A 19,696-nucleotide genomic window follows, 5' to 3' on the forward strand; every position below is an offset into this window, starting at 1 on the left:
CTTGGAATTCAATTCAATGACAATATGGTCACATCTTGGCTGGATATAGTCGCAAAGATGTCTCGTTTTATTTCGTCCACAAAGGAGGCGGACGCGACAATCAGTACAGAACCAGATGGAATTGAGCACTCGGATAATGATATAACGTCATATCCCATCACTTGGTAGTGTCCAAAGTTGGCTTTTTTATCGATCACGGTACGGATACGGATGCTTTTTTTAATCAGTTCAGGTGCCAGACACTCAAAGAATTCTCCCGCCCCATACACTATGACTTCGGTGGCATGTTGACTTTGCATCAATTCCAGAAGTCTATCGATCGCTTGGGCATGCTTATAACGTGCATCGCGTAAGCCGACAAAATCCATCATCAAATCAGGATCCAGCCGACTCAGGGAACCTTGTGGCCAAGCCAACCAACGCTCACCATAAGACATGTTTTTACTGAACTTGCGATAGAAGGTTTCTATTCCTTCTGAGTGGATCCGCGCCAACCCGGAGGAATTAATAACCTTGTAACTACGCTCCGAGCCAAAGTTGTCTTCATGAACCAGATTACCAAGATAGTGCACCTCGCTCGATACCGGACACTCGACCAGACGCTCCATCATGCGTAAAAAAGAGATGCGCTCACTCAAATCGGATTCGGCGATGCCCAGCGACTGGTCCCATAACTGATAGGCATTAACTCCAGCCTCAAAACTCCGGATATTTTGCTGATGCTGGACACTGTAGCGAACCTCTGCCTGTCGCGGCACAACTTTCCCTTCCGCTGTGCGCCGATACCCCAGTGTGCTCCCTTCCAAACCAACGAGAACAATTTCAAAAATCTCTGGTGAACGGGCAATCTTCTTGATCCCCTTTATGGTATCGTTACGCACCGGAATAAAGGCACTGATCGGCGTGATAACGGAGTTTTTGCTGCCTCTATGGTTACAGTAGAGCAACAGACTGCTCATTGGCTGTTGCAACATGGCCTTGCTAATTTGAGAGGGAATCGTCCCACCGCCACCCAAGTCGACTAGCAGATAGGGAGCATCTCCCGTCAAGCCAACAAAATAATCTCGCATGTCCAGCCTGCTTTGCTGAATACTGCTCTTGATCTGCTCGATATTTTGCTCAAACACTTCAGCCATCAGTTGCAGACCATCTTGCCCATCGATGGCAATTTGATCCAAAAGCGCCAGTGGCGTGTCAAGAAAGGATGCCAACCTGACATCCTGAACACCAAATTCATTGAAAAAGTCACGAACGGTGTAATTGCGGCGCATCAAGGTCTGGGAAACAGCCTCTTCCACTTGGCTATCATCTATCGCGGGCAAATAGGTTGCCTTGCGTGAGGCATAACAGGTCTGACAGCGTATATCTGGGTACTGCTGTGATTGAAAATCGACCTGGCGGTTGATACAGGCAGCAAAGATCCCGCCCTCTCGCATCAGCGACAAAATGTTTTTTACCTGCAGTCGTTTGGCTGACTGCAGAACCCACTTGGCAAATGCCGTCAGGACGGGTCCAAGGATGAAGGCGCCATATGTGTAGAAAAATTGCTCCTCCTCGGAAAGCTGTTGTGGCATCGACAGGACGGCCAGCTTCCTGGCATGTTGCATGGTCGATGGCACATTTACCCGATAAACTTTCTCGTTTTCCAACACCTCAGACAGATTCTCTGGGATATCAAAATGCAATGAAGCCAAACCATGTTGCCGTGCCGACTGCACATCAGCCCTGGGATTGTCACCGATATGCAAAACTTGCTCTGGTTTCAGCTTTATCTGAGTAATTACATGGCTAAAGAGAGCGCCACTCTGCTTGGTCAACCCAACACTTGATGAAACAAACAGATAATTATAAGAAATTTCAGGGCATTTTTCTGAAATACAGTCGCGCAAAAAAACTTCTGGCAAATACATGTCGGAAATAAAAACAATCAGTTTATTTTTACGTTGTGCACGTACCAAAACTTCTTGAATAATCGGGTCTGGATAAAGAACTTCTCGTTCTACTTTCAGCTCTTCAACTTTAAGCACCGCCTTAATTTCATCACTAAAAGGCAGCTGTTCAAAAATATCGTCAAAACTAATTTCTTCACCTGAAATTAGTTTGCGAGCACGAGCTTCAGCCTCGAGGCGGCAAAATCTATAATCTTCTGCCTCTATTGGCAGATTAAGACCTCTATTTAGCAACCGTCTCGCTGCTTCCTCAAAAACCCACGAGGGTTCATCACATGCACGACGCAATAATGTATCAAAAACATCCAATGAAATATGTGTTATTTTATCAATGCAAAGATACTGATCAAGAGCAGTTAGAAACTGGCTATTTTCTAGTAAATCACGCAACTCGGGAGACATCACCGCATAATGACTCATATATACCTACACATGCATCAAAATAAAAGAAATCACATAAAAAACATTCACACTCAAAAACTCGAATACTTTTGCGGAATGAAAATATCTATCTCTGCAATAGATTATATTCATTACTTATTTAAAACGGCAAAACAGGCATCGGAAACCAATCGAGAGAAATTGTTCAGCGCGTTATCCACTGCATCATCCATATCGAAATAGCGATACTCGGCAAGGCGGCCCAAAGCAATCAGTTGCGGGAACTCGGCCAATTCATCGCGGCAAGTCTGATAATGCTGTTTGGCTGCATCGGTAAACAGCGGGTAGTAAGGCTCCAGCCCCTGCCCGGCCACATAGGTGCAGGGGTATTCATAAACGATGCTGGTGCCGGGATGTTGCTGCCCCGTCAGATGCTTGAATTCAGTGATGCGGGTATAGGCCTCTTCATTCGGATAATTGACCGTGGTCACCGGCTGAAATTGAGCTTGCGGCAGATGACAGTGCTCAAAGCGCAGTGAACGGTACGGCAAGCCGTCGTGCCCCGCCGGCATCAGCTGATCCAGCATCCCCGTATAGACCAAGGGCCCGGCAAAGGGCACGCCATCCAGCAGTATCCGTTTCTGTTGCCAATCCAGACAGACGCGGGACCCCATGGGAATGGATAGCCTCACCTCAATCAAGGGGTTCGCCAAGATGCGCTCGAACATGGCGGTATAACCCTGCGCGGGCACCGCCTGCCAGGGATCAATAAAGTAACGGTCATCACGATTGACGACAACCGGCACGCGCGCAGTGACCTCGGGCGAGACCTGCTCTGGCGATACACCCCACTGCTTGCTGGTGTAGTTGACGAAGGCTCGCTCATAGATGAACTGGGCCAGCTCAGCCAGCAGAGGCTCAGCTTCCTGCCGCAGTGCCATGATGGGCACTCTGGCCCCCTCACCAAATCTGGCCTGAAGGGCCTCAATCATGGCCGCTGCCTTCTCCGCCGGAAAGCAGCGTTCAATGCTGGTCAGGTTGAACGGGATGGGCACCAACTGACCATCTATCCGTGACAGCACGCGATGCTCATAAGACAACCACTCGGTGAACTGCGACAGGTAATCCCAGACTTCCTGCTTGTCGGTATGGAACAGGTGTGGCCCATAACGATGGATCAGCACGCCGTGCTCGTCATACGCGTCGAAGCAGTTACCCCCGAGATGATCGCGCTGTTCCAGCACCAGCACCTTCCAGCCAAGCTGGCTGGCCATTCGTTCAGCCATGACGGCACCCGAAAGCCCAGCGCCGATGACGATCGCCTGATAGCTCACGCTCTATCTCCAAACAGTTGCTGCATGACACGCGCGGGATGGGCCCGCTCTGCCCATGCCAACTGATGTCGTTCGTCGAAGAACCAACCCGGGGCTAGCCTTGCCACAGCATCGACCGACTGCTCGATAAGCTGAGTGAAGCGCACGACATCATCCTGCCGCAAAAAGTAGAGCGCGGCAGAGTAGTAGTGATGGGCACGCCCCTGAGCAATGATCACGGGATCAGCACCGAATGCCGCCGCATTGTCACAGGCACGCAGCAAATCGCGCAGCGACTGTTCACGACGTTCAGCCGATTTGCGGGTTTGCCCGCCAAAACTCTGAGTATGGAAGCGATAGCGGCCCAATAATTCGGGGATAAAATCCAGCGTCCCCGGATTGTGGGAGAGGTTCAAGATATGCCAGGGATAATCGAGGATGATCTTGCACCCCTCATCGATGGCGTTCTCCATCCCTTCATAACGGCGAAACATAATGGAACTGGCATTGACGAACACCCCGAAGCGGATTAATGCCTCCCGCGTCATCACTAGTTCGAGATAGCGAGCATTGTAATAATCGCGGGTGAAGAGCTTGATCCGTGCATCGGTCTCATCATCAAACATCTCCGCTTCGTGGTAGCAAAGGGTGCAACCGGAATGCGCGTCCAGATAATCGGCCTGACGCTGCAGCTTGCCCGGCAGGGCCAGATCATCCCCGTCGACATAGGCGATATATTCGCCGTTCGCCTCTCTCAACAAGCGTTTCTGGGTTTTAGCCAACCCCATATTTTGCGCGTTCTGTAGTGCCCGTAGCCGAGGCCACTGTGACGCCAACCGCTGCATAATGGCCCAGGAGTCATCGCTCGAGCCGTCATCAATGGCGATCACCTCGAATTCGAAATCCGTTTTTTGTTCCAGCAGGCTAAGCAGGCAAGGTTCAATGAAGCGCCCGAGGTTGTATACCGGCACCAGTATGCTGATTTTCATAAGGAAACCCAGGGTTTGAGTAAAAAAGAAGCAAAACAAAGAAAATGGACAAGGCTACCGCACGGTCTCTGTCAACCTTTCCTGCCCTTCATCACAATAATTACTGCAAGAGCTGTGCCTGACCAAGCTAATTGATTGATATGACTTGATTTATGTGACCTGGCATCCACTATTCAATGCGGGCAAGCCGACGGCTACAGGCGGCTAGCATGTCGATGCCGTCCCAGAGCCATTCGAATGCCAGCGCCTGTCCCGGACTTGCCACCCTATCGATACGACAACCTGGCGATACCAGGAGCGCATGCTCAAGCTGCGTTTTATCCGGGCCAGCCCAGACAGAGGTCTGCATATCCCAAGGCTGTAGCAGCAACTCATCAAGGTTATCGGCAACAAATTCGGCGACTGTACCTCCTCCGATGTGTGCAAGCCGCAAAGAGGCGGTGGGAGTCAATAAGGTGACGCCAGAAAAGGTGTCCAGCTGCATCTGGCCATCATGGGCGGCATTTTGTTGACTATTGATGAGGCGTTCCATCATCAGGGAGGGATTATCTGCAAATGGGGCGAAGATCCCTTCGAGCAGACGACGGCGCAACGTGCTGGCGGGAGTGCCCAACCAGCAAATCGTAGTGGGTGAGGCGCAGGCTTGTTGATTGAAACGGGTAAAGTCTTGTTGCAAAGCCGCGACCACTTGCCGCCACGCAGCAGCATCCAGGTTGGCGAGCCATTGGCTATCCAACACCGCCATGGAGCGGCGATCCGGAAACACGATTTCCTGAGCGCGGGGTGAGAGCGGAATAGCCCGTACCCGGCTGATGGTTTCATCACCTCCCCAGATAATGCGAAGCCGACACCGGGCCGACAGCCAGGCGGTGATGCCCTCGTCGTGGTCATAGCGGATAAAACGGGTACGGGAGGCAATCTCTTGCCACTCGGGCAGAGAGAAGAGCTCGTTCAGGATGGCCAGCATGGCCTCTTGCACCGGGTCGATGCGCGATGAGAGACGTACCACGGACCCATTGCCCATCAGCAGCGCCATGATCCAGGAGTAGAACGCGACGGTCGGCACGTTGGAGGGGACCAGATGAAAAACCATCCCCAAGGGTGCACGCCCTGCCATGCGTTTGCGCTGTACCTCAATCTGGCGCGGCCGCAACAAAAAGCCAAAGGCGGCCAGATCAGGGTTCTCTCGCCCCTCCTTCAGCAGACGTGCAGAGAGCGCAGCCACAAAGTCACCTATGACGGGCGCAAAGCTTGGCTGCGGGCGAGTAACAAAACCTTGCCAGCCAATGACGGGAGCCACGAAAGCGACTTCTGGCCCCGCTTGCCATATGGCATCTTCTGCATCTGACCGGATCACTGGAAAGTGTCGCTGCATCCCCTCACCTCGGCGCCTTGCTGACGCCCTGATACATGAAAATAACGGCCGAGACGTCCGCAGGGGCAATCATCCTCACCCAGCAGCACACCGAGATCCTCGCTGAGCAAACTGTGGCCTGGATAACTTTGGGGAATGGCAGAGATCACCTGCAACAAGCCTGGCTTGCCGATCCCGAGCGGTCGATGGGTCAGCGGATCCCGCACCAGCAGATCGGCAAAGAGGGGAGCATGAAGATGGCCCTGCTCGCACTCAACAAATACCGACCCCACCTGCTCCACCATGCCATAGAAGTTGTGCACCCGACTCAACCCCAACTGTTCATGGCAGCGCAGCTTGAAGGCAGGATTATCTACCGCGAGGTGTTGCAGCTTCTTCCAGCCACCGCTGTGAAAAAGCGTGCCCTGCGTCAGCGGCAGTTGCAGACCTCGCTCACGCAGCGGTTCCAGCAGACATTGCCAGACCATGAAGGTAAAGCCGAACAACAGGACCGGCTGGCCCGCATATTTGTCACAAAACGCCTCGATGACAGGCCAGTTGGGCCGCATCTGCTCGTCGAGGGCATAGGTATGGTCTCGGCCAAGGAAGGAGAGCCCCAGCGCACCGGCGCCGCGGGCGGAAAAACCGCTGCGGTTTTGAATCAGGGCGGGTTGCTCCACCAGCAGCATGGGCAGCCGCTGCTTGCCGACGAACTCTTGCAGGATCTTCACCAGCACCTTGCTCTGTAACGCGGCGGTATCCCGATCCAGCACAATGCGTGACGGCGTTCCGGTAGTGCCAGAGGAGGTGAGCACCTTGAACACGTCTTCTTGCGGCACACTCTGCCATTGGTCCAATTTGAACAAGCGGGCGGCCAGATAGGGAAGCTCTTGATAAGTCGAAGCCTGCCCCCAACCAAACGCCGACAGAATATTGGCAAAAGCTGGACACCCCTGCGCATGGCGCTGCGTCAATTCATTCAGGCGAGCAAGGAGCAGCCCACTTTTTTCCTGTTGGGGCAGCCCGAAAACCGGCGCATCAAACAGCCTGTTCATAGCTGCTCCAGTTGTGTTAACAGGGCAGGATAATCAATCTTCATATTGCTGCGTCGTGGCAAATGATGCCGATAAATGCGAACGCTTGATGGCGGCACCATCAGCCAGCGGGCCAGCTCCAGCTGCAGTGCATCACTGGGGCACGCGTCTGCCTCGATGGCTACCAGCAGGCGATCATCGATGCCGGTCGCAGCGCAGGAATAGCCCCTCCCCTGCAACCAGGCTTCCACTTCAGCCAAGCTCACCCGTTTGCCAAACAGCTTCAGGAAACGGTTGAGCCGTCCGGTCAAATAGAATCGGCCCGCCTCATCACAACGAGCCAGATCGCCAGTAAAGAGCGCATCCATATCACGCCCCCGAGCCAGATCTTCAGGGAGCTCCGCATAGCCCAGCATCACGTTTGGCCCTTGGTAGACTAACTCCCCTTCCCCGTCGGGAAAGCCGGGCTCATGACGCAGAGAGAGACGCCCGCCCGGTACGGCACGGCCGATGGCATCCGGGGCAATCATCACTTCATCGTGCGCCAGCCAGGCGATGCGTGGTGCCGCTTCGGTCTGGCCATACATCACGAAAAAACGGCGTCCCAGCGCAGCTGCCTGTTCGGCAAATTGCTTTGCCAGTGCTGGCTCAAGTCGTCCTCCCGCCTGGGTCAGTGTCATCAGGCTGGGATAGCGGGCCCAGTCAAAACGCAAGCGGTTTAGCATCTGAAAGGTAAAGGGTACCCCTGCCACGCTGGTGACCTGATGGCGATTTACCTCATCCCAGAAGTGGCGCTCAAGGGGACTGGCAGTGCATGAAACCAGCGAGGCGCCAGCCAAAAGATGGCTGTTGAGCACCGACATACCGAAGGAGTAAAAAAGTGGCAACGAGGTGATGGCGCGCTCACGCCCGTTCAGCGCCAAGTATTCGGCGATGGCCGCGGCATTGGCATCAAGATTGGTTCGCGACAATCTCACCCATTTGCAGGACCCCGTGCTGCCCGACGTGGGCAGCAGCATGGCCAGCTGAGGGTGAAGTGAAGGCGCATCGCCAAGATGCGCAACTGCCCCATCCTCTAATACCCGCAGACTAACACCAAAGCGCTGGCACTGCTCATGGTGCAACCGGGCATCCTGTGCAGGATCGGCCAGCATGATGGCGTGGCCATCCCGCAGGGCCAGCAAGTAGTGCAGCAGATGCATGGTAGACGTCACAAATGGCAGGTAGACCAAATGGCGGCCAGCAGGATAGATGGTGGCCAACTGCGCCACACGCCGAGCCAGCTCACCATAACTGAGCCACCCCTCTTGCGGGTCTCGCCAGGCGGGCTCGCTGTTACCCTCAACCAGATGGGCCAGCAAATCAGGCCGGTTCAAATCACCATCCCCCCATCGACCCCAATCACCTGCCCGGTCACATAGCTCGACAAGTCGGACGCGAGAAACAGGGCCACTTTGGCCACTTCATCTGGCGTGCCAATCCGTCCCATGGCGATGCTGGCCACCCGCTCGGCAAACTTCTCTTGCGGGATAGCATGCGCCATATCGGTATCGATAAACCCGGGGGCAATGGCATTGACCCGGATCTGGCTGGCGGCCAGCTCCTTGGCCAGTGACTGGGTAATACCGATCACCGCCGCCTTGCTGCCGGCATAGCAGCTTAGCCCGGCGGCCCCCACCTGCCCCATCAGGGAGGCGAGATTGATGATGCTGCCACCACCACTGCGCCGCATCAGGCGGGCGGCATACTGGCTGCAGTAGATCACGCTAAAGGTATTGTTGCTGAATGTCTTTTGCAGATGGGTCTGGTTAGCCATCCCCAATAACGCCTCTTCCAGCATGCCGGCATTGTTGACCAGCACATCCAGCGATCGGCTCTGGGTAAAAAGTTGTTGAAAGGCCTGCTTGACCGCCGACGGGTCAGCCACATCAAAACAGAGAGGCTGGCAGGGCACGCCAAACTCGGTACCAATCGTGGTCGCCAGCTGGCTCATCGTCACCTCATCACGGCCTCCCAGCCACAGTTCAGCCCCCTGAGAGGCAAACTGACGGGCGATGGCAAGACCGATGCCACGCCCGGCACCGGTGATCAACACCCGCTTGCCCTGCAACAGCCCCTGCATCAGAAAGCGACCCCGTACTTGACCAGGATCTCGCGTGCCTTGGCGACTGAACTCATGTCGATAATGTCATCGGTGTCGAGCAACACGCCGTAGTTATCCTCCAACTGGGCAATCAGCCCCATGTGGGCGACAGAATCCCACTGCGGGATGCTGTTGTAGGCCAACCCATCGCTGACGCTGCCGATATCAATACCCAGCGCCTCGGCAAAAACCTGTTCCAATGCGATTGTCATCTGAAAAATCTCCGTAGCCGCTCACGGGCGGCATAGTAATTCGCCGGCAGCAGTTCCAATGCAAAAAATCCGTTCTCTTGTCCTATCTGGCTATAACCCAGTTGTTCATTCAAGCGTAGGGCAGAGCGATTGTTCTCCCGAACCAGGGTGCGGATACAACCGATATGCAACTCATCAAAACCCTGATCAAGCTGGGATAAGGCAGCAGCAACGGCCAACATGGGATGCCGCACGGTTGAGTTGCCCAGATAGAGCCCCGCATCGGCGATCGCCTGACCCTGCAGCTCGCCCTGAGACTCACCTTTCAGATTGACGTAACCCGCTCGCACGCCCTTGCACCAGAGCACCCAGTGCTGCTGATCCCGCCGCTCACGGGTGGCGGCAAACCATTGGCGCTGTTGCCGCGGTGAAATACGCGTCTGGGATACCATCTGCATTCGCACCTCATCCTGATTGCGCCAACGCCGCAAAGCAGGAAGATCCCACAGCGCTATCGGGCGTAGCTCAACGCCATAACTCATCTTCAACGCCATCCAGTTCCATGACCCGTCTCTCTTATCGACCACACTGCTGCCATTCCGTAGCAAAAATCGATAATACAAGCAGAAAAACCAGTATAATATCAAAAATAATCAAAGAGTTGTCATCGATTATCCTGGCTTTGGCCAGTCATTAATCCAGCAGAGAGAGCCCATCATGGCCATCGCCATTATCCCGGCCCGGGGTGGCAGCAAACGCATTCCACGCAAGAATATCCGCCCCTTTTGTGGCCAGCCCATGCTCGCCTATGCCATCCTGGCGGCGCAACAATCAGGCTGTTTCAACAAGGTGGTGGTCTCCACCGATGATGAGGAGATTGCCGAAGTTGCTCGTCAACTGGGCGCGGAAGTGCCATTTCTTCGGCCTGCAAGCCTCGCCGATGATCACACAGGTACCACCCCTGTGGTGATCGACACTATCCAGCGGCTCGATCAGTTAGGCATCCAGGCAGAGCACTACTGCTGCATCTATGCCACGGTCCCGCTTATCCAAGCCGATGGCCTGAAGGCCGCCTATCAGCGGCTGATCGCAAGCAAGGCTCCCTTCGTCTACACGGTGGCCGAATTCGGCTTCCCGATCCAGCGGGCGGTGCGCATGGACGCGCAAGGCAGGGTCACGCCGTTCTGGCCGGAGCAGATGGCGAAACGTTCCCAGGATCTGGAGCCCGCCTATCAGGATGCCGGCCAATTCTACTGGGGCAGCCGCGTGGCCTGGCTGGGGGGGATCAGCCCGGTGGGCGGGGAAGGGATCGGCCACATACTGCCGAGGCACAGGGTAGTCGACATCGACACGCCGGAAGATTGGCACCTGGCCGAACTGCTCTATCAAGTGCTGGCCCAAGATGACGTTTAGGGTTGCCTTCCGGCTCGACGCCGGCGCCGAGATCGGGCTGGGCCACCTGATGCGTTGCCTGGCCATCGCCGATCGGCTGCACGCCGCCGGGGCCGAGTGCCACTTCCTCTGCCACGATCTGCCGGCGCACCTGCTGTCGTTGCTGCGGCCCCATCACCATCATCCCCTGAGCGCGCTGGACGCCGCTGGCCCGTTGCCTGGCTTGCAGCCCGATTGGCTGGTGTTTGATCACTACCAGATTGACCAGCGGCTCGAAACCCAGCTGGCCGCCCACTGCCGCCGCGTGCTGGTGATCGATGATCTGGCCGACCGACCGCACCACTGCCAGCTACTGCTGGATCAGGGCCCCTTGCGCCGCACCGCCGATTACCAGCCGCTCACCCCAGCCGATTGCCGGCTGCTGCTGGGCACCGACTATGCCCTGCTGCGCCCCGCCTATCGCCGGCTGGCTCGGCAACACGCCAGTCAGTGGCGACGGGGGCTTGTCTGCTTTGGCGGCGCCGACCCGGCCGGCGCCTGCCTCATCACCCTCAACAGCCTGGCCCGGCTGCCCTGGGCCCGCACCATTAGCTGGACTCTGGTGGCGGGCGGTGCCAATCCCTTCTGGCCCGAGCTGGAACAGAGAGTGGCCGAACTGGCCGACCTCGACCTTGTGCTGCTGCGCCAGAGCGACCAGATGGCCGACCTGATGAGCCGGCACGACTTCGCCATCGGCGCCGCCGGCGGCATGACCTGGGAGCGGGCCTGTCTCGGCCTGCCGACCCTGGCGGTGCCCATCGTCGACAACCAGCAGTTCAACGACCAGGTGATCGCCCGCTTTCAGCTGGCCGAGCGGCTGACCCTGAGCGAGCTGGCCGAGCCTGAGCGGCTGCTGCAGGTTCTGCAACGGCTTGAACAACAGTCAGACGACTACCGCCGCCGCGGCCAGCAGCAGGTGGACGGGCTGGGGCTGGATCGGCTCACCGCCTGGTTGCAGCAACAATCGGATTATCAGCTGTTACCAGATGGCCAGCAGTGGCAACTACGCCATGATGACCGCCCACTGCTCACCCTGACCCTGAACGGCCAGCGGCTGACATGGCAGGCCACCCGGCCACTGCAACCAGCGGAGTGGCAAGAGCTGGCACATCGCTTGCAAACATTTTTCTCCCAATTTCCCCTCTATCTTGCCGAGCCACCGCAGATAGCGCCCCCTGCCCCCTGGCAGTTGGCGCCGCAAGGCTGGCAACTTGGCACAGGAGTCTACAGATGCAGATCGCCCATCAATCCATCGGCCCGGCGCAGGCTCCCTACGTGATCGCCGAGCTGTCGGCCAACCACAACGGCAACCTGGATCGCGCACTGGCCATAATGACCGCCGCCAGGGAAGCCGGGGCCAGTGCGGTCAAGCTGCAGACCTACCGGCCCGACACCATCACCCTCAACAGTGATCGGCCCGAGTTCCAGATCCACGGCGGCCTCTGGGATGGTCGCAACCTGTACGACCTTTACGAGTGGGCGCACACCCCCTGGGAGTGGCACCAAGCACTGTTTGCCAAAGGGCGCGAGCTGGGGCTGACGGTCTTCAGCAGTCCGTTCGACTTCAGTGCGGTGGATCTGCTGGAATCCCTCGACTGCCCGGCCTACAAGATCGCCTCCTTCGAGCTGGTGGATCTGCCCCTCATCCGCTACGCCGCCCAGACCGGCAAGCCGCTCATCATGTCCACCGGCATGGCGAACGAGGCCGAGATCGCCGCCGCAGTCGAGATGGCACTCAAGCACGGCAACGGCCAGCTGGCCCTGCTGCACTGCGTCAGCGGCTATCCGGCGCCGGCAGCCGAATACAACCTACGTACCATCCCCATGTTGCGCCAGCGCTTCGGGGTCGAGGTGGGGCTCTCCGATCACACCCTGGGGTCGGCCACGGCCATCGCCGCCACTGCGCTCGGGGCGACCCTCATCGAGAAGCACTTCACCCTGGCCCGCGCCGACGGCGGGCCGGATTGCGCCTTCTCCATGGAGCCGGCCGAACTCACCGAGCTGGTGGCCTCGGTCAATACCGCCCATGCCGCCCTCGGGGTGGCCGATTACCAGCTCACCGCCAGTGAACAGGGCAACCGTGCGTTTCGCCGCTCCCTCTACCTGGTCAAGGAGATGGCCGCCGGCGAGGTGCTCACCGCAGAGCACATCAAGTCGGTGCGCCCCGCCCTCGGCCTGCCCCCGGCCGATTACGATCGGCTCATCGGCAAGCGGGTCAACCGCAGCCTGAGTGCCAATCAACCGCTGAGCTGGGAGTGGATAGACAACGATGAGTGATGATCTCTTCAACCAGCACGGTAGGCTCATCAGCCAGCGCTGGCCCGCCCTCTGGCCCCGCTTGCTGGCACAGGACGTTGAAAGCCTGCCGGCCGAGCTGACCGAAGGTCTCGGCTCCACCCTAAGCCTCCACGGCATACAGCTCACCAGCCGGCACGACCGGGTGAAGGAAGCCGAGCTGCAGGCCGCCAGCCTGCCCGAGCAGCCGGTGCTGCACCTCTACGGCACCGGGCTCGGCGATCTGCCGCGCACCCTGCTGGGGCGCAGTAGCCTCAAGCGGCTGGAAGTGAAGATCATGAATGGCGCCCTGTTTGCCCTTGTACTGCGGCTGCTAGACCAGCAGGACTGGCTGACGGACCCCAGGGTCGAGCTGATGATGGCCGGCGACGAAGGGGAGGTGCGGCTGCCCTTCTTCGCCCTGCCGCCCGAGCTGCTGCTGGTGGAAGATGCTGCCGCCCGCATCCGCGACCGGCTGGTGAGTGAAATCGATTTGCCGTTCGCCCGGGCCAGGTTCGACGCCGAGCACCCCGACATCACCCGGCGGCTGGCGGAAAACCGCGATCTGCTGGCCGGCGACGGCGATGTGGCCTCCCTGTTCGGTCTGGCTCAGGGCAAGCAGGCGCTGATCGTGGCGAGTGGCCCAACCCTGCAGCACAACCTGGCCACCCTGCAGGCCCAGTTGCAGCGCCGTCGGCAGGACTATCTTCTGATTAGCGTCGATACCGCGCTGGCGTTTTTGCTCAGCCACGGTATCCGGCCCGACATCGTCGTCACCATCGATGACGCCATCCACGGCAACCGGCTGCCCGCCGCCCAGTCGGCCCAGACCACCCTGGTCTATTACCCCACGGTTCCCACGGCAGCCCTGCTGGCCTGGCAGGGGCCACGCATGACCGCCTACTCCCGCAGCCCCATGTATCAGCAGCTGCGACAGACGCTCCCCAAGGGCGTGCTGCACTCGGGCGGCAGCGTCATTCATCCCGCCGTGGATCTCGCCGTGCAGATGGGTTGCCGCCAGGTCATCCTGCTGGGCACTGACTTCGCCTTTCCCGGCGAGCTCACCCACTCGGGCTGGGCCGACGGTGCGCTCGGCCCCAGCGCCGCGCTGGCCCTCAGCTGGGCCCTCGACGGCCATGGCCGGCGGGTCAAGACCAATCCAAACTTTTCCGCCTACCGCACCGAGCTCGAGCGCTACATAGCGCTCCACACCGATGTGCAGTTCTGGAACTGCAGCCGGGAAGGGGCGGAAATCGCCGGCTGCCGCTATCACCCGGAGTACGTGCAATGAAAAACGGCCAGATCACCCGCCTCACCGCCCTGGCGCACCAGTTTCGGCTGGGGCAGTCGGTTGCAGCGAGTCAGGCATTGCCGGAACTGCTGCAAGAGGTGCTCACCGAGCAGGGCAACCTGCCACCCGGACTGGTAGCCGCACTGCTGCAGTGCCAGGAGCGCCAGGACTGGCTGGGGCTGGCCGACTACCTCGAATATGAAGTGGTGCACTGCCTGTCGACCCCGGCCGGCGACACCACCACAGGAGACCACTGATGATCAAGGCCATTTCCAACGCCTCCGAGCAGGAGCTGTCACGCCGCCAGACCTTCAGCGAGTTGCTGCACGCCAGCCCGCTGCCCGCGGCCGAGCTGCAGAACAACCTGGGCCTCTACCTCAAGCGCCAGTCGCTCTCCCGCATCCTGTTCATGCACGAGCTGTATCAGAAGATCGTGCTGGTCCACGGCGTCATCATGGATTTCGGTACCCGCTGGGGTCAGAACCTGGCGCTTTTCTCCTCGTTTCGCGGCATGTATGAGCCCTACAACTACAACCGCAAGTTGGTGGGATTCGATACCTTCAGCGGCTTCCCTTCCCACGCTCCGCAAGATGGCAGTGATGCCGCAATCCAGCCCGGTGCCTACGGGGTGACGCCGGGCTATGAGCAGCATCTGGCCCAACTGCTCGCCGCCCATGAGGCGGAAAGCCCGCTGGACCATATCGTCAAGCATGAGCTGGTGAAGGGGGATGTGACCGAGACGCTGCCGGCCTATCTGGCTCGTCAGCCGGAAACAATGATAGCGCTGGCCTATTTTGACTTTGATCTCTACGAGCCGACCCGCCGCTGTCTCGAGCTCATCAAGCCGCACCTGACCAAGGGATCGGTGCTGGCATTCGATGAGCTCAACTGGCCCGCCTTTCCGGGGGAGACCCTGGCCCTCAAGGAGATGCTGGGGCTGGATCGCTACGCCATCCGTCGCACCCCGCACAACCCGGGACCAGCCTATCTGGTGATCGAGTAGTCCGGTTGCGGGCTGAGGCGACGCAGCAGCCCGGCATCCAGCAGCATCCGCGCCAGCGGCTCCACCCGCCAGAACGGCGCCCCTATGGTCTCGGCAATCTCGAACAGGGTCAGCTTGCCGTCGCTGTAGGCCAGCAGATTCATCATCTCCCGTACCTGCCAGCCCGAATAGCGGGTCGACAAATCCGGGTAGAGCCCCCGCTTGCCGAGCTGGGGTTCGCCCAGCACAGTGACCTCGCAGCGCTCGTCCAGCTCCAGACACTCGATGGCACGGCGCAGCGCCATGAAGCCGCCGGCCAGACCGGCCGACGTCACCAGCGAGAGGTCATCGAGCGAGGTGTGGTACTCGGCATAACAGCCGTATCGACTGCGCATCACAGAAGTGACCGGCAGATCGATGCCGGGCGCGCACAGCTGCCGCTCGTTGGATCCCCGCTCCAGGAAGCTGTAAGCCTTGTAGCCCGGCGCCAGATGACCCAGCACATGGCGACCGATGCGATCCGCCAACGTGTTGCCCTGGCGTGAGGGCAGGAAGGAGTAGCTGCGGTCATCGCCAAGACAGGTCAGGTTGAAGCCGGCCAAGGTGCGCTGCTTGAGCTGGTCCAGATGACGGGAGAGATAGACGATGGCCCCCAGGGTTTCAGGCACCAGCATCAGCCGGTAGCTGTAGCGACGTGTGGGCAGTGACGCAAGCCAGGCCATCAGGAATACACCGACACAGGGGCCGGAGAGCTCGTTGTTGGCCATGGAGGGGTGGCAGGTGTAGCTCGACAGCAGGATCTCCTGCTCGCTCTCCCCCGGCAGCACCCAGTCACCATAGGTGAGCGAGCCCGGGGCCAGGGTGGCATCGATCACCACCTGATATTCTCCCTCCGGCAGCGCTTCACGCAGCCGATGGGGCAGACAGAAGCCCCAGCGGCGCTTGTAGTAGGAGGTCACATAGGGAATGGCATCCGGCTGCTCGGGCAGAGAGTGGAGATGGGGCTGCAGCTCGGCAAGCGAGAGGGTGCAGCGCACCGGCTCCGAGTAACCGACCAGATGCAGGTTGTGATCCTGGAAGTCCACCACTCTGCGTCCATCCGGCCCCACTATGTAGGCTTCCCGCACGTTCCACTCGTCAGGCACTGTCCAGTCGAAGCACTCGGTGCCGCTGGCCACTTCATGGATCCGCAGCTCGGGCAGGCAGTGCTCGCGCCACAGGGCCAGCGACTGCCGAACCCCGTCCCCGGTCAGGCTGCGATTGAGCGGAAACAGCAGGGTGAGCAGCCGATGCAGCTGTTCACCGACTTGTGCCTGGTCGTCCCAGTCGGTGGGCAGATAGCCGCTCTTGGGTGAAAAACTCATGGGGTGGGTGCCTCGATCAATTCGACAATGTGGCCAAGGGGGCTCAGGAAAAACTGGACGTGGGCGCCGCCAAACGCGATGGCTGGCTGGCTGGGCCCGAGGGGAAGATGACGCTGGGCCCGCAGTTTTTCGGCAGCCATTGCCAGGTCTGCCACCTCATAGGCCAGATGATTGAGCAGGTTATGACGGGTTCGTAGCGCCTGACTGACGGGGCTATCATCACTGGCAGGTGCAATCAGTTCATAGCAAATCCCCGCATCATCATAGGCAAAACAGATATGCACCCGCTGCAACGGATCGAGCACCGGCTCGCTAAAGCGGGAAAGCCCGAGGGTCTCGCAACAATAACGTACGCCAAGATCCAGTTCGGCCACCACCAGTCCAATATGGTGCAGTTTCATCTCCCCTCCCTGATGAGCGCATGGGGATGGACAGCGATCAGCTCTTTTGCCACCGCGGCAAAGTCGGCGCAGCGAACGGCCCAGACTGGTAAACGGCCAAATAACCCCTGGTGCCATTTGTCCTGATTTTTAAGGGCTTCAACCAGACGGGAAAGATCTATCTCGCTGGCCAGATCGAGTCTTCGCACAAAGTAGTCACAATGCCAGGGGCGCACCATTCCCTGCTCGCGGACATCACCCTCAAAGCGTTTCATAAAGCGATAATCGACACCTAGTTGCTGCTCGACATAGTGGGTGAAGGTAATGCGATCGGGATGACAGGCAAAACCGGCAATCCAGCCATCGTGAGCCGCCAACCAGGCGAAGGGGCTCTCTTCACCAAAGCAGTCATGACCCCCTGCTGCAACCACCTGGTCACGCCCCGCGCCCCATACCGCAACGCTGAAGATGGGATCGCGGGTCCGCGCAACCCCTGGCAGAGTGCGAAACTGCTCCGTCATCAACCCGACTTCACTGGGGGATGTCGCCCTGTCGAAACAGCTCTGGCGAGTCAGGCTATACGTGAATGTTGGCACCAGCAGAGTGCCCTCGTTTCCAAGCCACTCCTGCATCCCCAACCAAAAAGCATGCATGCCGGCTTCATTGCCCCGTCCAGGAAACTGGGCCACAGCCATGGCGTCAGTGTGAACCATGATAGCGCTCCCTCGTGCGATCCCAAGGGAGCCAAGAACATGAGAGAGAGCTTCAATCACAGCACAAGACCACGCCGCAACAGCGCATCACGAATGTCCTGAAGTTGCTTCATCTTCGCCAGCTCTTCAGGCTCGAAGCGTACCGAGAACGTCTGCTCAACCAGCAGCAGAAAATTGAAATGACCAAGCGAATCCCATTCCGGAAAGGCCCCAAGTCCCAACTGATAGTCGCCTCGCGTGACGGTTGCAGAAGGAAACTGCTGTTCCAACAAAGTGAAGAGATCAGTCATGGTGATAAAACTCCAAAAAAGGCAAATTCAGCTGTTCGAGCGCCAGACTATGGTAATGCTCATGGGAAAAACGGGCGGGATCCGGATTATCACAGGGGGTCAACGGCAGGGATGCCAACCATGTCAGCGCAGGTTCATTACGTGCACAACGATTCGAGCCAATAACCAGACGCTCGATCCCCGCCTCGCGCAATGCAGCCGAGACGCTATCCAGTAACCAATATTCGAGTCCTCTGGACAACACTCTGCAACTCAGAGCCAGCGTATCGAGCAATGCCAGTTTGGGCGTGATGTTTATGATCAGCACCAAGCCAACCAAGCCATGATCGGCAAAGCGATCCTGCAACGACACTAGCCAGCACCAGCCAGACTGCGCCAGCCGTTTGAGCTCGCTCGCCTCATATCGCAGACAGGAGAGATTAAACTGGTTGGTTTTATGGATGATCTGCTCGGCACGAGCAAGGTTATCCACCGCCAACGGCTGTATCGCCGCACGCAACGACAAGGAGGCGAGAAAATGTTGTTCACTGCCAACCTCGCTACGTAACCGGGCGGCGTCTGCCAATGCCAGATAGGAGGCTTGACGAAGAGCATCATCACCACTGAATATGCGCGAGAACCCCCCATAAGTGAGCAAGGTTGTAGGCCATGCCCAAATATCTACTGGTGGTTCAATGACATCGACTTGTGGCAGGGCATGGCGAACTTCAGCCCTTTCCAGGGGGGAATCATCCCAGAAGACCAAGGCCTCAAGCCCCAGATTGAGGCTGGCAGCAATATGTCGCAAACCTTGAGATTTAGAGCCCCAACCAATGGCAGATGCTGCAATATTTCGCCTTTTGAGTCTCATGGCGCCATGCTGCTCAAACACCAGCCAAACATCTGCAGGCTCGTTTTTAGAGCACAATGCCAACAACACGCCGCGCTGATACCAGTAGAGCGCCGCATCCTGAAACGACTGATAGAGTTTGCCGAGACCGTCCTGACCAAGGTAAAGGCCAGTCAACCCCTCTTCACCCACTACCCCCCCCCACAGGGTATTGTCACAATCGAGCACCAGCACCTTGCGTATTGGCGCCTGATCAAGCATCCAACGCGCGGCAATCCAGTCGGCAAGGCTGGTCAAGCCGTGCATCGAGAGAGGACAAGAAAGAAGGTAACGATTACGCTCGTCCACACAATGGGCTCGCCCCTGCTCAGAGAGCCAGCGACCCAGCCCCAAATCCCTAATGTGGTGACGTGCAAGCGCTCGGGTAAAGCAGACATCCAGCTGCATCATCCAGGGATGAAGAGCGCTACTCACACCACCGCCTTGCAGTGAACAGGCACCAAGATAAAGATGAGGGAGCCCCCGCAGTGGCGAGAGCAATGCTTCCAACCAGGTGTCGATGGTCTCGGACAATGCGGGTTCAGCCAAGGTGTACCAATGCTGGCATTCGCTGTCGGTCAGCAGTTGCTCCCAAAACCAGAGCACCAGATGTCCGTCACAAGCGGCCATCGGCTGCCATTGACCTTGAGGGCAAAATTGCAACTGTGCATGTCGGGCCAAAGGAGCCCATGCCACATTACCGGGCATGAGAAATGCGGTGGATGCCAGGGAAAGGGTGGCCATATATG

Annotated in this window: 20 protein-coding genes; 6 read left to right on the forward strand and 14 right to left on the reverse strand. The window is 58.2% G+C overall.

Annotated features, from left to right (window positions below):
- Positions 1-8: 8 nt before the first annotated feature.
- The 9 genes from G5137_RS01965 to G5137_RS02005 form a co-directional block, all read right to left on the reverse strand.
- Positions 9-2,369 (reverse strand): HAD family hydrolase, encoded by a 2,361-nt coding sequence (locus G5137_RS01965; RefSeq protein WP_421204702.1) that lies wholly within the window; start codon positions 2,367-2,369, stop codon positions 9-11.
- Between the two features lie 113 nt (positions 2,370-2,482).
- The gene (gene glf, locus G5137_RS01970) at positions 2,483-3,664 is read right to left on the reverse strand and encodes a UDP-galactopyranose mutase (RefSeq protein ID WP_216953989.1); all 1,182 of its coding nucleotides are present in this window, start codon (positions 3,662-3,664) and stop codon (positions 2,483-2,485) included.
- Complete coding sequence (locus G5137_RS01975; protein WP_421173049.1) at positions 3,661-4,632, reverse strand: glycosyltransferase family 2 protein; 972 nt, start codon at positions 4,630-4,632, stop codon at positions 3,661-3,663. Before G5137_RS01975 ends, glf begins: the two co-directional genes overlap by 4 nt.
- A 169-nt stretch (positions 4,633-4,801) precedes the next feature.
- On the reverse strand, positions 4,802-6,007 hold the full coding sequence (locus G5137_RS01980) for an acyl-CoA reductase (RefSeq protein WP_421254831.1): 1,206 nt from the start codon (positions 6,005-6,007) through the stop codon (positions 4,802-4,804).
- On the reverse strand, positions 5,986-7,041 hold the full coding sequence (locus tag G5137_RS01985) for an acyl-protein synthetase (protein WP_421254832.1): 1,056 nt from the start codon (positions 7,039-7,041) through the stop codon (positions 5,986-5,988). Before G5137_RS01985 ends, G5137_RS01980 begins: the two co-directional genes overlap by 22 nt.
- On the reverse strand, positions 7,038-8,396 hold the full coding sequence (locus G5137_RS01990; RefSeq protein ID WP_421254833.1) for an AMP-binding protein: 1,359 nt from the start codon (positions 8,394-8,396) through the stop codon (positions 7,038-7,040). The genes G5137_RS01985 and G5137_RS01990 overlap by 4 nt, the downstream gene beginning before the upstream one ends.
- A complete protein-coding gene (locus G5137_RS01995) occupies positions 8,393-9,142 on the reverse strand; it encodes an SDR family NAD(P)-dependent oxidoreductase (RefSeq protein WP_337073751.1) in 750 nt (249 codons plus the stop codon). Before G5137_RS01995 ends, G5137_RS01990 begins: the two co-directional genes overlap by 4 nt.
- Positions 9,142-9,375: an acyl carrier protein gene (locus tag G5137_RS02000; RefSeq protein WP_005346661.1), complete on the reverse strand. Its 234-nt coding sequence runs from the start codon at positions 9,373-9,375 to the stop codon at positions 9,142-9,144. Before G5137_RS02000 ends, G5137_RS01995 begins: the two co-directional genes overlap by 1 nt.
- A complete protein-coding gene (locus tag G5137_RS02005) occupies positions 9,372-9,908 on the reverse strand; it encodes a GNAT family N-acetyltransferase (RefSeq protein ID WP_041234299.1) in 537 nt (178 codons plus the stop codon). The genes G5137_RS02000 and G5137_RS02005 overlap by 4 nt, the downstream gene beginning before the upstream one ends.
- A gap of 163 nt (positions 9,909-10,071) precedes the next feature.
- Between G5137_RS02005 and pseF the strand changes: the two genes are divergently transcribed.
- The 6 genes from pseF to G5137_RS02035 are packed head-to-tail and all read left to right on the forward strand — an operon-like array spanning position 10,072 to position 15,353.
- Positions 10,072-10,767, forward strand: coding sequence for a pseudaminic acid cytidylyltransferase (gene pseF, locus G5137_RS02010; RefSeq protein WP_421243768.1), 696 nt, complete (start codon positions 10,072-10,074; stop codon positions 10,765-10,767).
- Positions 10,757-12,064, forward strand: a complete 1,308-nt coding sequence (gene pseG, locus G5137_RS02015; RefSeq protein ID WP_421254834.1) for a UDP-2,4-diacetamido-2,4,6-trideoxy-beta-L-altropyranose hydrolase — start codon at positions 10,757-10,759, stop codon at positions 12,062-12,064. The genes pseF and pseG overlap by 11 nt, the downstream gene beginning before the upstream one ends.
- Positions 12,016-13,062, forward strand: a complete 1,047-nt coding sequence (gene pseI, locus G5137_RS02020; protein ID WP_421254835.1) for a pseudaminic acid synthase — start codon at positions 12,016-12,018, stop codon at positions 13,060-13,062. The genes pseG and pseI overlap by 49 nt, the downstream gene beginning before the upstream one ends.
- Positions 13,055-14,350 (forward strand): motility associated factor glycosyltransferase family protein, encoded by a 1,296-nt coding sequence (locus G5137_RS02025; RefSeq protein ID WP_323912169.1) that lies wholly within the window; start codon positions 13,055-13,057, stop codon positions 14,348-14,350. The genes pseI and G5137_RS02025 overlap by 8 nt, the downstream gene beginning before the upstream one ends.
- Positions 14,347-14,607, forward strand: a complete 261-nt coding sequence (locus G5137_RS02030) for a hypothetical protein (RefSeq protein WP_010635733.1) — start codon at positions 14,347-14,349, stop codon at positions 14,605-14,607. Before G5137_RS02025 ends, G5137_RS02030 begins: the two co-directional genes overlap by 4 nt.
- Positions 14,607-15,353, forward strand: coding sequence for a class I SAM-dependent methyltransferase (locus tag G5137_RS02035; RefSeq protein WP_421254836.1), 747 nt, complete (start codon positions 14,607-14,609; stop codon positions 15,351-15,353). Before G5137_RS02030 ends, G5137_RS02035 begins: the two co-directional genes overlap by 1 nt.
- On the opposite strand, the gene G5137_RS02040 is transcribed toward G5137_RS02035, so the two are convergent.
- From G5137_RS02040 to G5137_RS02060, 5 genes are read right to left on the reverse strand one after another with little or no spacing between them, the layout of a single operon-like run.
- Complete coding sequence (locus G5137_RS02040; RefSeq protein ID WP_421204694.1) at positions 15,335-16,696, reverse strand: DUF4910 domain-containing protein; 1,362 nt, start codon at positions 16,694-16,696, stop codon at positions 15,335-15,337. The genes G5137_RS02035 and G5137_RS02040 overlap by 19 nt on opposite strands.
- Positions 16,693-17,097: a VOC family protein gene (locus tag G5137_RS02045; protein ID WP_005346679.1), complete on the reverse strand. Its 405-nt coding sequence runs from the start codon at positions 17,095-17,097 to the stop codon at positions 16,693-16,695. Before G5137_RS02045 ends, G5137_RS02040 begins: the two co-directional genes overlap by 4 nt.
- The gene (locus G5137_RS02050; protein WP_408082949.1) at positions 17,094-17,849 is read right to left on the reverse strand and encodes an AAC(3) family N-acetyltransferase; all 756 of its coding nucleotides are present in this window, start codon (positions 17,847-17,849) and stop codon (positions 17,094-17,096) included. Before G5137_RS02050 ends, G5137_RS02045 begins: the two co-directional genes overlap by 4 nt.
- Complete coding sequence (locus G5137_RS02055; RefSeq protein WP_227340795.1) at positions 17,846-18,079, reverse strand: acyl carrier protein; 234 nt, start codon at positions 18,077-18,079, stop codon at positions 17,846-17,848. Before G5137_RS02055 ends, G5137_RS02050 begins: the two co-directional genes overlap by 4 nt.
- The gene (locus G5137_RS02060) at positions 18,072-19,691 is read right to left on the reverse strand and encodes an HAD-IIIC family phosphatase (RefSeq protein ID WP_227340796.1); all 1,620 of its coding nucleotides are present in this window, start codon (positions 19,689-19,691) and stop codon (positions 18,072-18,074) included. The genes G5137_RS02055 and G5137_RS02060 overlap by 8 nt, the downstream gene beginning before the upstream one ends.
- Between the last annotated feature and the right edge of the window lie 5 nt (positions 19,692-19,696).

This window comes from Aeromonas sp. 600282 (assembly GCF_049175755.1).
Classification (GTDB): Bacteria; Pseudomonadota; Gammaproteobacteria; order Enterobacterales; family Aeromonadaceae; genus Aeromonas; species Aeromonas veronii_A.